Annotated in this window: 11 protein-coding genes; 5 read left to right on the top strand and 6 right to left on the bottom strand. The window is 72.5% G+C overall.

All coding sequences use genetic code 11. The features are described 5' to 3' along the window. Nucleotides 1-5: 5 nt before the first annotated feature. Both ACZ4FV_RS33025 and ACZ4FV_RS33020 read right to left on the bottom strand, forming a co-directional pair. Nucleotides 6-545 carry a 2'-5' RNA ligase family protein gene (locus ACZ4FV_RS33025; RefSeq protein WP_465323985.1) on the bottom strand — a complete coding sequence of 180 codons (540 nt, stop codon included), beginning with the start codon at nt 543-545 and terminating at the stop codon, nt 6-8. 66 nt (nt 546-611) lie between these two features. Continuing rightward, nucleotides 612-2,402 (bottom strand): cholesterol oxidase substrate-binding domain-containing protein, encoded by a 1,791-nt coding sequence (locus ACZ4FV_RS33020; protein ID WP_465323984.1) that lies wholly within the window; start codon nt 2,400-2,402, stop codon nt 612-614. An 897-nt stretch (nt 2,403-3,299) separates the two neighbouring features. Between ACZ4FV_RS33020 and ACZ4FV_RS33015 the strand changes: the two genes are divergently transcribed. The 4 genes from ACZ4FV_RS33015 to ACZ4FV_RS33000 all read left to right on the top strand — a co-directional run bounded on the left by ACZ4FV_RS33015 (nt 3,300) and on the right by ACZ4FV_RS33000 (nt 7,462). Continuing rightward, nucleotides 3,300-4,271, top strand: coding sequence for an alpha/beta hydrolase (locus tag ACZ4FV_RS33015; protein WP_465323983.1), 972 nt, complete (start codon nt 3,300-3,302; stop codon nt 4,269-4,271). After that, on the top strand, nt 4,264-5,388 hold the full coding sequence (locus tag ACZ4FV_RS33010; protein ID WP_402233155.1) for an acyltransferase family protein: 1,125 nt from the start codon (nt 4,264-4,266) through the stop codon (nt 5,386-5,388). Before ACZ4FV_RS33015 ends, ACZ4FV_RS33010 begins: the two co-directional genes overlap by 8 nt. A 74-nt stretch (nt 5,389-5,462) precedes the next feature. Continuing rightward, nucleotides 5,463-6,788, top strand: a complete 1,326-nt coding sequence (locus tag ACZ4FV_RS33005; RefSeq protein WP_465323982.1) for a sensor histidine kinase — start codon at nt 5,463-5,465, stop codon at nt 6,786-6,788. A gap of 5 nt (nt 6,789-6,793) precedes the next feature. Next, nucleotides 6,794-7,462: a response regulator gene (locus ACZ4FV_RS33000; protein ID WP_402233150.1), complete on the top strand. Its 669-nt coding sequence runs from the start codon at nt 6,794-6,796 to the stop codon at nt 7,460-7,462. A 63-nt stretch (nt 7,463-7,525) separates the two neighbouring features. On the opposite strand, the gene ACZ4FV_RS32995 is transcribed toward ACZ4FV_RS33000, so the two are convergent. Beyond that, complete coding sequence (locus ACZ4FV_RS32995) at nt 7,526-8,167, bottom strand: TetR/AcrR family transcriptional regulator (RefSeq protein ID WP_465323981.1); 642 nt, start codon at nt 8,165-8,167, stop codon at nt 7,526-7,528. Between the two features lie 129 nt (nt 8,168-8,296). Here ACZ4FV_RS32995 and ACZ4FV_RS32990 point away from each other — a divergent pair, with 129 nt between their 5' ends. Then, a complete protein-coding gene (locus ACZ4FV_RS32990) occupies nt 8,297-9,211 on the top strand; it encodes an NAD(P)-dependent oxidoreductase (protein ID WP_465323980.1) in 915 nt (304 codons plus the stop codon). Nucleotides 9,212-9,353: 142 nt separating this feature from the next. Here the strand turns inward: ACZ4FV_RS32990 and ACZ4FV_RS32985 are convergent, their stop codons facing one another. The 3 genes from ACZ4FV_RS32985 to ACZ4FV_RS32975 form a co-directional block, all read right to left on the bottom strand. Further along, nucleotides 9,354-10,355 (bottom strand): lactonase family protein, encoded by a 1,002-nt coding sequence (locus tag ACZ4FV_RS32985; protein ID WP_465323979.1) that lies wholly within the window; start codon nt 10,353-10,355, stop codon nt 9,354-9,356. Further along, nucleotides 10,355-11,263 (bottom strand): GNAT family N-acetyltransferase, encoded by a 909-nt coding sequence (locus tag ACZ4FV_RS32980; RefSeq protein WP_402233141.1) that lies wholly within the window; start codon nt 11,261-11,263, stop codon nt 10,355-10,357. The genes ACZ4FV_RS32985 and ACZ4FV_RS32980 overlap by 1 nt, the downstream gene beginning before the upstream one ends. Before the next feature lies 1 nt (nt 11,264). Beyond that, a partial coding sequence (locus ACZ4FV_RS32975; RefSeq protein WP_465323978.1) for a peptidase C14 occupies nt 11,265-12,898 on the bottom strand: 1,634 nt, incomplete at its 5' end.

Below are 12,898 nucleotides of genomic sequence, written 5' to 3'. Positions count from 1 at the left end.
ACCGGTCAGCCGGATGCCGGTACGGCCCCGGTGGGCGTCAGGAGGTCCTCGGCGGTGTCGGTGGCGTGGTCGTAGCTGCGCGCGCCGGTCAGCAGCGCGGGTAGGGCGGGCCGACCCCGGAGCAGTCGCCACGCGTGTTCCTGCCACCCGTCGCCCGGGCGGAGCGTGCGGGCGAGCGTGACGTGCGGGACCCAGGCCGCGGGGTGGTGGTAGGGGTTCTCCGCGTCGATCGTGCGCCACACCCGCAACTGGAGGGCGAGCAGCGCGTCGCTCGGCGCGACCTCCCACGCCACGGTGCGCGATCGGCCGCCGAATCGCACCGGCCGGGTGAACTCCACCTCCAGGGGCAGTGCGGTGAGCGCTTCGGCAAGCAACTCACGTACCGGGTCGCTGAGTTCGTGGCAGGTGCCGAGGGTGATGTGCGGTCGGTCGGCGGCGGACGGACGCGGGCTCTGTCCGGGCAGGCCGAGGTCGGCCAGTTCCTTCCACACGCGACGGACGGCGAGTTCGGCGGCTCCGTCCAGGGTCAGTTCCACAGTGCGCATCGCAGCACGGTACCTCCCCGCTCGGGCCGCGCCGGGTGGGGAGGATGCGGTATCGGGTGGAGGCGGTCAGGGCAGCAGGACGTCCAGGAACGTGTTGGAGAAGACCCGGCTCGGGTCGTACTTGTTCAAGGTGGCTCGCGCGGCGTCGAAGTTGCTCGTCGTGGGAAGGCCGGTGCGGAACGAGTTCGGGATCCGGCCGGTGATCGCGGCCGTGTCCGTCCACGCGCCGCCGATCCCATACGCCCAGCCCTTGGACCACTCCGGGCGCACGCACGCGTAGTTGCCGGTGTAGTTGCCCCAGATCCAGGCGTCCATCTGTTGGTAGAAGTCGTGGTTGGCGGGCGTGCCGGGCAGGGTCGCCACATCCAGCCAGACCACCGTGTCCCACTCCGGGTGGTCGGGGCGCGGTCGGGCGGCGGAGAGCGTGGGCTCGACCGCGTTCGCGGTGACCACCTCGTTCGCCCGGTCGACGCCGGTCACCCGCAGTTCGATCGGACTGTTGCACGGATACTGTCCGTTGGCCTTGTACGCGCCCAGCAGGCCGGTGTACTTCACGAAGAACTCGTTGAGTACGCGCTGCACGTTCGCTCGCGTGGTCAGCACGGCCCAGCCGCCTTCGTGGATGCGCAGCGTGGTCGGTTCGACGAACAGCTGGGTGTTCTTCGACCAGCCCCAGATGTCCCAGGTCCAGGTCACGATCAGGCCCGAACCCACCACCGCCATCTCGGCGTTGGTGAACACCTCGGTCGCACCCACGTTGCCGGTCGCGATGTCGGCCAGGAACTCGGCCTGGTCCTCGGTGACGAAGTTGGCGAACGTGTACGGATACGGGCTGTTGATCTGCGTCGAGACCCACGGCTTGCTCGGCGCCACGCTCCACACCTTGAGCCAGGGCACGGTGGTGAACGGGAACCAGATCACCTCGACCCGGCCCGAATCGCGGATGTAGTCGGCGAGTTTCTTTCCGCCGCCGCCGGGTGGGCCCAGCAGCGTGCCGATCTGGTCGTGGTAGAAGTTCTGGCAGCGCAATCTTTGGTTCGCGTTGGTCTGGAGCGTGACCTCGGTGACGAAGGCCCGGCCCAGGTGCACCAGGAACGGGCCGATCTCCGGGTCGTTGCGTTGGAAGGTCCTGAGCACGTAGGCACCGGCGGCCTGATCCCACACGACCGCGGTCAAGGACAACACCAGGTTGCTCAGCGTGCCGTAGGTGCCGCCCTGCGGAAGACTCTCGCCCGGCTTGGGGATTCCGCTGCCGTGCGCGCCGATGGCCAGCACGCCGCCGACGCTCAACTTGCCCGGCGCGGTGGCCGCGATCAATCCGCGCCCGGCCTCCTCCAGCTTGGTCAACAGGCGTTCGACGCTGCACCCGGTCTGGACGGTGACCGTGGTGGGCGATCCCGGATTGACCACCAGCGAGGTCAGGTTCCGCGTGGTGTCGACCATCAGCGTGCGCGAGGTGTCCGCGCCGGCCGGGATCAGGATCGGCGACCAGTTGTGGCTCATCCCGCGAGGCCGAAGCCGATAGCCGTTGGCTCGGGCCCAGTTCGCGAGCACCACGACGTCGGAGGGGTGCGCGGGCACCGCCGTCCACACGTCGTCGGCGCGCAGTTCGCCGGACCAGTTCCTGTACTGCTGCACGCCCAGCGTGATGCCGGGAGGGAAGTTCGGCGGACTCGGCGCCGCGACCGCCTCGGCCGCGGGCAACAGAGCTGCGGGGGTCCACTGGGTCGCGGCGAGCGCGGTGCCGGCGAGACCGCCGAGGACGGCCCGACGGGAGGGCGTGCCGGGGGTGGTGCTGCGCGCGGGGCTTCGGGAGTCGGTGGGGTGGTCCGGATTCGAATCGTTCACTCGCGGCATCAGGAGGCCTTTCCGGGGCGTCCCGAGGGCCTGCAGCCCGGGGGAATTCGACATACGGAAGCGGAGATTCCGATTCCGGAAGATCGATATGCTGCGGTGCCGAGGTGCCGGATGGGTCGACGACGCGTGGGTCGGCGGACGCTCCGGCGCCACGTGATGAGGACGTGCCTGGACGGTGCGATGTCGAGCCGGCGCCCGCCGCCGGCGACCCGCGATGTGGCTGGCCCGAGGGTCCATCCGAGGGCCGGCCAAGTCAACACCCAAGCGGCGGTGACACGTGTCGAGGATACGGAACCCGATGCGGGGGGATCCGTCGGGTATCAGCCGGTTTCGGGATGTGACGCGGTCAGGACTCCGGGTGCCGTTTTCGGTTCCGGTTCCGATCGGTCCGGCGCGCCCCGCCGCGACCGGTCGGAACCGGCCCGGGTCGGCCGTGAGCGAAGCGGCGGGGTGGGCGCGGGCGGCCGTTCGCCCCGGCTCGACGCGGCGGGCCGAACCGGCTCCGCCGGCTCCGGAGCCTCGTGCGCCTCGTTCGGCGTGAGCACCTTGTGCGCCCGGTCCGACTCGGTCGACGCGACCGACAGCCGGGCGTCGAGTTCGAAGCCGCCGCCGGGGCGTGGGCCCCGCGGAAGGTGCCGCCGGTCGACTCCATCCGCCGTTGCGGACCGACCAACCCCGGCCCACCGGAGCCCGGTTCGACCCCGGTTCGGGTGCGTCGATCACCGGCACCGGGCCGGTCCGAGCGGGACTGGCGCAGTGAATCGTCCCGATTCGGTGTCGCGCGGGTGACCCGTGTAGTCCCGGAGAGCTACCCGCGGAGTCCACTCTCCGGCGCGACGCGGGCTACCGACGCCGATTCCTAGCTTCGTGTTGGTACTTCGAGGACGGGAGCGGGACATGCGTGGTCGGCTGCGAATGGGCTTGGTCTCGGCGCTGGTCGCCGGGGCGTTGGCCGGACCCGGCGCGGGCGTCGCGGACGCGGCGGCACCGACACCACCGACGCTGCCCGCGATGTCCGCCGCGACGCTGGGCGAGCGCTACGCGGCCAACCAGGGCGCCATCGCCGAGGCGGCCGGCCTGGCCCGGGACACCGGCCACACCGCACGGGCCGAGCACCTCGCGCGGATGGCCGACCCGGGGCGGAACTTCCTGTCCTTCGACGGTCGCGCGGGCCGGGTCCGCGCGGTGGAGGTGCTCGGCGACCTGGCCGGCGCCGACCGGATCGCGGTCGTGGTACCGGGCAGCGACAGCGACCTGGACCACTACGACACCCGCGGCGACAAGCCGTACTCGACCCCCGCCGGCGGCGCCCGCGCGCTCTACGACGAGATCCGCCTCCAGGACCCGACCGCGCGTGTCGCGGTGATCGCCTGGCTGGGCTACTCGCCGCCGCGCACGATCAGCCTCGACGTGCTGACCACCGGCCGGGCCGACCACGGCGCGCGCGAACTGCGCCGCTTCGTCGCCGGTTTGCACACGGTGGCGCCCGCAGCGCAGGTGTCGCTGCTGTGCCACTCCTACGGCTCGGTGGTGTGCGGGCGCGCGGTCTCCCGGATCGACGTCGCCGACCTGGCCGTGTTCGGCAGCCCCGGCCTGGGCGTGGACGACCGGGACGAACTGGCCACCGGTGCCCGGGTCTGGGCCGGTCGAGGCGGGGCGGACTGGATCGACCTGGTGCCCAACGTGAGCATCCCGTTCTTCGACACCACCGTCGGCTTCGGCGCCGACCCGACCGGGCACGACTTCGGCGCACGCGAGTTCGTGGCCGGCGCCGGCGGCCACTCGGACTACCTGCGGCCCGGCGGGCCGGCCCTGTACAACCTCGCGCTGATCGCGCGGGGCCGTGCCGCGGAGGTGACCCATGCGTGAACCGGGCGTCCTGGTCCGTCGGATCGCGGACTCGACACCGGCGGACCGCGAGCGCGAGGTGGACGGCCTGCGGGCGATCGCCATCCTGGGCGTCGTGTTCGGCCACTGGATCGTCACGGGCGTGTACGCGGGCGCCGACCACTGGCAGACCGACAGCCCGCTGCGCCGCCTGCCCGACTACGCGCCGGTCACCTGGCTGCTCCAGCCGCTCGCGGTGTTCTTCCTGGTCGGCGGGTACGTCGCGGCCCGATCCCACGCACGCGCGGACCGCTACCGACCGTGGGCCCGGCGGCGGATGATCCGGCTCGGCCGGCCGATCGCCGCGCTGCTCGCGGTGTGGACCGTCGCGACCGCGCTGCTCGCCGACTTCGTGCCCGGCGACACCCTGCACACGCTGGGCAAACTGGTGCTGTCACCGCTGTGGTTCGTGCTCGTCTACGCGGGCCTGACCGCGCTCACCCCGCTCGTGGTCCGGCTCGGCCGGGTGGGACCCGTGCTCGCGATCGGCACGGTCGTCCTGGTGGACCTGACCCGTTTCGCCGCCGACGGGCCGGCCGCGGTCGGTTGGGTCAACGTACTCGCGGGCTGGCTCGTCCCGTACAGCCTCGGCGTGTTGTGGGCGGGGCCGCACCGGGCGCGGATCGAGCGGCTCGGCGCGCCGCTGCTGGTGGCCGGAGCGCTCGCGTGTGCCGGGCTGATCCGCTACTGCGGCTATCCGGTCAGCATGGTCGGCGTTCCGGGCCAGGCGATCTCCAACCTCAACCCGCCCACCGTCGCCGCGGTCGCCTTCGGGCTGGCCCAATGCGGGCTCGCGCTGCTGGTGCGGGCACCGCTGCGGCGGGCGCTGAGCCGGCGCCCCGGGATCTGGGCGGCGGTCGCGCTGATCAACCTGTCCGCGATGACGGTGTTCCTGTGGCACCAGAGCGCGATGCTCGCGGTGACCTCGGTCGGCATCGGGCTCGGCGGCCTGACCGGACTGGGCACGGCGCCGGACGGGCTGCCGTGGATCGCGGCGCGCATCGGGTGGATGTCGGCCTTCGCCGCCGTGCTGCTGGCGCTGTGGGCGGTGTTCCATCGCTGGGAGGCCGGCGCGGACAGATCCGGGCATCGCACGTAGCTCCTGAGAGTGACACCCGGGATCACCCGGGGCGGGGACGCGGTGGGCCACACGCGCCGCGTAGCGTGCTGCGGGTGAGTGTGAAGGCAGGCGGAGTGCACGCATCCGACACGGCCGCCGCCGGCGCGGCCCGGCCGGGCCGGGTGCATCGAGGGCTGAGCGGGCTGCGCGCGGACCTGTTCGACGTACGGGTTCGCACCGAGCGTCCGCCGGCACCGTTCAGCAGCCGCGCGGTCGCACTCGGCCTGCTCTACGTGGCCGTCGTGCTCACCGTGGGCATCCAGGGCGCGGTCCTGGCGGGCTACCCCGGGGTGTCCGGCGGTATGGCCTTCGCCCTGGGCCTGGCCACCGGCGCGCCGATCCTGCTCGCGCCGCAACGGCCACTCATCGCCTGGTGGATGTCGCTCGCCGCGACCGCGGCGTGCGCCGTCGCCGGCGAGGGGAACGGGCACGACCTGGTCCAGTGGCCCTGGACCAGCGTGGGCATCTTCGCGCAGATCGTGGTGCTCGCCTATGTGGCGTTCCACGCCCGGTTGCGGGTCGTCGTGGAGACGTGGGCGATCACCGCGCTGCTCGGAGTGGCGTTGGTCCGCAACACGCAGGAGGACCCTTCGCGCTGGGGCACGATGCCCGTGGCCGCGACGATGACCGCGGTCGCGATGGTCGTCGTGGTCGCCTTCCGGGGTCGCAGTGACGCGCGCCGCGAGCTGGCCGTGCAAGCCGACCTGACCGCCACCGAGCGAGAGCGCAGCGCACTTCTGGAGGAACGCGCCCGGATCGCCCGCGAGTTGCACGACGTGGTCGCGCACCACATGTCGGTGATCGCGATCCAGGCCGAGGCGGCCCGCTACCGGGTCGCGGACCCGCCGCCGGAACTGGTGCAGAGCTTCGTGACGATCCGCGCCAACGCGGTCGACGCGCTCGGTGAACTGCGGCGCGTACTGGGCCTGTTGCGCACCGGGCCGGAGGGTGACGGCGAGCTCGACGGGCAGGGCCGGCCGGCCCCGCTGCCCACCCTGGACCGGCTGCCCGAACTGATCGACAACGTCCGCGCGGCCGGGATGACGGTGGAGCACCTCACCGTCGGCATGCCCCGCCCGTTGCCGCAGGGCGTCGACCTGTCCGCCTACCGGATCGGCCAGGAGGCGCTGAGCAACGCGCTGCGACACGCGCCCGGCGCGCGGGTGCGGGTCGAGGTCGCGTACGTACCGACCGGGATCGGTCTGCGGGTGCACAACGAGCCCACGCCGAACGCCGACGCGCCCGCGCGGGAGGGCTCCGGGCACGGCGTGCTGGGCATGCGTGAACGGGCGGCGATGATCGGCGGCACGTTGGACGCCGGGCATACTCCCGAAGGGGGCTACCACGTGGACGTCTTCCTGCCGACCGAGGAGCAGTGACATCGATGGCCATCCGGGTGCTGATCGCCGACGACCAGATGATGGTGCGCGAGGGCTTCTCGGTCCTGCTCGGCGCGCAGCCCGGGATCGACGTGGTCGGCGAGGCCGTACACGGGCGCGACGCGGTCGAACAGGTCGCCGTACTGCGCCCGGACGTGGTGCTGATGGACGTGCGGATGCCGGTGCTGGACGGGCTGGCCGCGACCCGCGAGATCACCGCCGACCCGGGCAACACCACCCGGGTCCTGGTGCTGACCACCTTCGACCTGGACGAGTACGTCTACGAGGCGCTGCGCGCGGGTGCGAGCGGATTCCTGCTCAAGGACGCCTCGGCGGTGCAACTCGCGGACGCGGTACGGGTGGTGGCGGACGGCGAGGCGCTGCTCGCGCCGACCGTGACGCGCCGGCTGATAGCCGAGTTCGCCCGACTCGGCCCGCCCGACGCCGGACCGCGCGGCCGGGTCGAGCGGCTCACCGAGCGGGAGACCGAGGTGCTCGCGCTGATCGCGCAGGGGTTGTCCAATGCCGAGATCGCCGCGCGGCTGGTGGTGAGCGAACAGACGGTCAAGACGCACGTGAGCCGGCTGCTGGCCAAGCTGAACCTGCGCGATCGCACCCAGGCGGCGGTGTTCGCGTACGAGAACGGCGTGGTGCGGGCGGGCGAGGGGCGCTGATTCGCACTCGGCCGGGTTCGTGGCCGCCGCCCGGTCCCGCTCTCGGATCGCCCGCTCGTGCGCTCAGCCGGCCGGCGCGGTGCCGCGCTCGTAGGTGTCGATCAGCCGGGTCAGGTGGACGCCGGCCAGCAGCAGCGGCTGCTCGCTCCGGCTGACCTGCGCGGCCAGTTCGGCGCCCTCCAGGGTGCTGATCACGGTCTGCGCGAGGCCCTCGGCGTCCGTCTCGGCGAAGCCGACCTCGACCAGCCGCACCCGCACCAGCTCCCGCCAGTGTGCGAACGCCTCGGCCGCGGCGGCCTGGATGTCGGGCGCGCCGGTCGCGGTGCCGAGCGCGGTCGCGGTGACCGGGCAGCCATCGACCCAGTCGGACGCGCGCAGCCCCTCGGCAAGACTGCGGGTGAGCTCGCGGATCGCCGCGCCCGGGTCCGGCTCGGCGGCCAGCACGTCGCGCAGGACGTCGGCGAACTCGCCGTCCCCGTGCCGGATCGCGGCGACCGCCAACTCCTGCTTGCCGCCCGGGAAGAAGTGGTACATCGAGCCGAGCGTGGCGCCGGCCTCGGTGGAGATCTGCTTGATCCCGGTGCCGTCGTAGCCCTGTCGCTGCATCAGCCGCGAAGCCGTGCGGACGATGCGTTCGCGGGTGCCGAGCGGGGTCGTCCCGGCGGCGGGGGCGGCCGACTCGTGCTGCTGCGCCTTGGTCTTCACGCGGCGAGTTTATCGGATAGAGCGTTCGCTCCAGAGTGAATAGAGCGTTCGCTCTAGTGTGTGCTACGTTCCTGGGACTGGATAGAGCGTTCGTTCTAGTCCACGCATTGCGAGATTTTTGGAGTACTCATGGGCGACAAGCAAGCGGTCGACAAGCAGGCGGTCGACAAGCAGCCGGTCGACAAGCAGCCGGTCACGGTCATCGGTCTCGGCCCGATGGGGCAGGCGATGACCCGCGCATTCCTGGCCGCCGGTCATCCGGTGACCGTATGGAACCGGACCGCGAGCAAGGCGGACGCGCTGGTGGCAGAGGGAGCGTCGCGGGCCGCCACGATCGAGGCCGCGTTGGCGGCGAATGAGCTGGTGGTGTTGAGCCTGACGGACTACGACGCGGTCCACGCGATCTTGGAACCGGCCGCGGCGGCGCTGGCGGGTCGGGTGCTGGTCAACCTCAGTTCGGACACCCCCGCGCGGGCCAAGGCGGCGGCCGAGTGGGCGGCGGGGCACGGCGCCCGGCATCTGACCGGTGGGGTGCAGTCGCCGCCGTCGGGCATCGGCTCGCCCGAGATGTCGACGTTCTACAGCGGCCCGGCCGACGTGTTCGCCGCACACCAGGAGACCCTGGCCGTGCTGACCGGGACCGACTACCGAGGCGCGGACCCCGGCCTTGCCGCGCTCCTGTACCAGCTTCAGATGGACATCTTCTGGACCTCGATGACCGCGGCCCTGCACGCGCTGACGGTGGCGCGGGCGAACGGCATCTCGGCCGCCGAGTTCCTGCCGCACGCGTCGGCGACGGCCGCGTCGGTTCCGGACTTCCTCGCCTTCTACACGCCGCGTCTGGACGTCGGGGACCACAGTGGCGACGTGGACAACCTGGCGATGGGCTTGGCGAGCATCGAGCACGTCGTGCACACGACGCTCCAGTCGGGGGTGGACGCGACGTTGCCGAGCGCGGTCCAGGAGATCTTCCGGCGGGCGGTCGAGGCCGGGCACGCGAAGGACAGCTTCACCAGCGTGAGTGAGGTCTTCCGCTCGGCCTGACGGGGCGGGGCGGGGTGGCGGCGGGCGACTCGGGCGGGCGACTCGGTCGGGCGGGCCGGGCAGGCCGGGTCATCCGAGCACTCCGAGCCATCCGGGCCCTTTCGAGCGCCGGAATGCGGGTCCCGGGCGGGCCGGTCGGCGGTCACGGCCGGCGTAGCGGCAGCAGGCAGCGTGGATCGGGGGTGCGCAGCGCCATGCCCAGCGGGCTCAGCGCGCCGGTGCCGGGGGTCCACCGGAACGCGGCGACCGCGTCCGCGTCGGGCAGGGCCGCGTAGAGCACGTCTTCGACGAAGGCCAGATCCTGCGGGGCGCCGCCACCGGCGGGGAGGTCGGACATCGTGTGCGGGGCGGTTGTGGCCAAAGTGGTGATCGTGCCTGGGCCCCGGTTGGCCGCGTACACGTGCGCGCCGTCGGGCGCGGCGACGATGGCCGAGGGCAGGCCCGGCGCGGCGAGCGGATAGCGGGTCAGGTCGGGCAGGGCCAGGATCGCCGGGTCGAGTTCGCCGAGCAGCCAACGGCCGCTCAGGTGGCGCGGCCCGGTGCCGGTCGGGACGCGGTGGGTGGAGCGCAGCCGCAGCCGGCCCGCGCTCAGGTGGTAGGTGAGCAGGACGTCGCCGCCGAGGTCGACGACGGTGAGCGTGTCCCGGTCCTCGAACACGATCTGGTGCGGGTGCGCGGCGGATTGCCGTTCCGGGTGCGCCCGCGAACCCGGGCCCGGGAGCGCGATCTGCTCGGTCACCTCGGCGATCGCGCCGTGCGTGTCGAGGCGGTGGACGAGCAGATCGCCGGTGCCGTAGTTGGCGACCAGCAGATGCCCGCCGGCGGGGGACACCGCGACGTGGCACGGGATCGAGCCGCGTGCGGAGACCCGTTGCCGGAGTCGGGGGTGCCGGCTCGGCTCGAGCACGGTGACCGTGCCGTCGAGCGCCTCGTCCACGCCGTAGACCAGGTCCAGGCGCGGGTGGGCGGCCGCGTACGCGGTGCGCACCGGCACCGGTGGGCCGGTCTCCACCAGCGCACCGGTGTCCGGATCGGCGGTGCACACCACGGTGGTGTCACCGCCGACCAGAACCGGCACCCGGCTCGGCGGCACGGGGTGATTCCTCGCCGAGCCGGGCGGTGTGCGGGCGTCCTGACGATGCATCAGAACGCGTCCCCCAGCCAGTGCGTGGCACCGGGGGCGGTGACCGTGGCGCGTACCCGCGCCCGGTCGTTTCGGATCGGCCGGGCCAGACCGAAGTCGGTGTGGCCGGTGCTCACGTCGGTCAACACGGCGCCGATCGCCCGGGTGAGCGCCGCGTCGATCGGTACCCGCAACGTCACCACCGTGCCCGGGCCGCCGAGTTCGTACAGCGCCTCGCGCAACAGCGCGGGCAGTGCGTACGGACGGCCCGGGCCGAGGGCGAGTTCGAGCACCTCGCCGGTGTCCGGGCGGATCACCGCGTAGTCGCCCTGCTCGGTGGCCAACACCCGGGCGGGCGACGCGTACCAGTGCGGGAAGCGGTGGGCCCAGTCGGCCGGCGAACGCACCGTGCTCAGCGGCCGGTTCGCGTTCGAGGCGGCGTGCGTCGTGATCATCCGGGGCAGGTCGGCGGGCCGCGCCCGGCGCACCCGGCGATCGCCCCACGCCGCCTCGGGGCCGGCCACACCGCGCAGATACGGCGTCGGGAAGGTCTCCCAGCCGGATCCCGTGTACACGCCGGGCGTGCCGCTGAACATCAGCGACCACGCGCAGCCGTATCGGGTCATGTCGTCGATCGCCACCGCGAGCAGTCGGCGGATCAGCCCTCGGCCGCGGGCCCGGGGCGCACTGGCGACGCTGCCCACACAACCGACCGTCTCGACCCCGCCCGCCGCGTCGCGGATCGGGCGGGGCTGCCAGTGCAGGGCGGCGTCGATCGCGCCGTCGTCGGCGGCGACGACCAGGGTGCGCTCGTGCCGGCCCGGGTCGTGCGCGTGCAGCGCGGGCAGGCCGGGTGCGTCCGGGAAGGCCACCGCCCACAGGGCGCGCAGCGCCGGATCGTCGGCCGAGGTGGTGGTGCGCGGTTCCATCTCAGATCGCCAGGTTCCCGGTGGTGACCACCCGCGGGCCGTCCGTGGGCAGCGCGGTCCGGGTGACGCCGTCCTCGACGCACGTGGTGTGCAGCGCCGAGGACGCGCCGGCGAACGCCTGCGGGCGCAGTTCCAGCCGGCCGCCGGTGAACCGGGTCCCGGTGGCCACCCAGTGGTTGATCCCGGATTCCAGCCGCACGTGGGCGCCGTCGGTGGTGGACTCCGCGTCGTGCAACCGCCAGCGTGCGACGCCCGTTCCGGCGGCTCGGGACAGCAGTGCACCGGAGCCGTTGCCGCCGGTCATCCGGGTGCCGGCGCTCACGTGCACGCTCTGGTCGCGGACCGCGGAGAGCACTACGCCGGTGTCGGTCAGCGTGCTCGCGGTCAGCCGCAGCACGGCCGCGCCCACCTCCAGCGGCGCGGCCGCGGGCGAGGCCCCGACGATCGTGCACCCGTCGAAGTCGACCTCGCCCGAACCGCGCAGGATCGCGCCGTCCACGCCGGTGAACGTGCAGTCCCGAAAGTGCACGGTGTTGGTCACCGGCGTCTGCACCAGCACCTGCTTCGCGGGCAGGTGGAACGTGCAGCCCTCGATCACGTTCGGCCGGGTGGAGCGGGCCGAGCGCCGGCCGATCGCGAAGGTGTGCGCGACGCAGCCGCGCAGTTGTACGCCGTCCGCGTTGACCTGGAGGGTGCCGCCCGAGTCGAACGTCGGTCGGGGGATCACCCGGACGTTCTCCAGGGTCAGGTCGGTGATCTTCGTGCCGGCGACGAACCACGAGCACACGTGGTCGCGCACGGTGATGCGCTTCGCTGAAGTCCCCCACAGGGCGCCGGAGTTGGCGATGTCCATCAGTCCCGAATTGCCCTCGAAGAGCAGGTCGTGCTCGTACTGCCCGTGCGTGGTGAACGGGTTGCCGCCCTGGTCGTCGCCGTCGCCGTGGCAGTTGACCACGTGACAGTAGGCGGACGCGGTCAGGTCGTTCAGGTGTCGGGCGTTGCTGGAGACGCAGTCCTCGACCCGGCCGTACAGGCAGTAGATCTGCTGGGTCAGGTAGCCCGCGCCGCCGTACATCACCGTCGGCGGGTTCTTCAGCGAGGAGCGCGCGGTGTGGAAGTGGGTGCACCAACGGCGCATGATCACCGGCCAGAACGACCCGGTGGCCTCGATCCCGATCACGTCGCAGCGCACCGCGTATTCGTAGGCGATCGGGTGCGAGCCGGTGTATTCGTCGTCGGCGGGGCCGGCGCCGAGGAACACCATGTTGCGGACGTCGGCGCGCCGGACCGGTTCGATTCGGGTCCAGGTGATGCGGCGTCCGGCGGCCAGTTCCCAGCCGTTGAGGTAGTCCACCCGGATGTGCTTGCCGTCGACGATCTGCGTGATCTCGACCAGCTTCTGCAATTCGCGCTCATAGGTGCCGCCGCCCGCGATCGGGTCGATCTCCACGGTCCACCACTCGCCGACCTTGAACCTGCCGGAGTCCGGCACCGGGAAGGCGTCGGTGAGTTCGATGACGGTCTCGGCCAGCGGGTACGCGACCACCGTGTCGGTGACCTTGCCCTTGAAGTACAGGACCGCGCCGAACGGGTTGTCGTGGGTGTTCTTCTCGATGCCGGTGGTGCGGACGGTGT

The organism is Embleya sp. NPDC025285 (genome assembly GCF_055558835.1).
The sequence above is the reverse complement of the archived record's forward strand: the minus strand, read 5'-3'. Positions and strand labels throughout refer to the sequence as shown.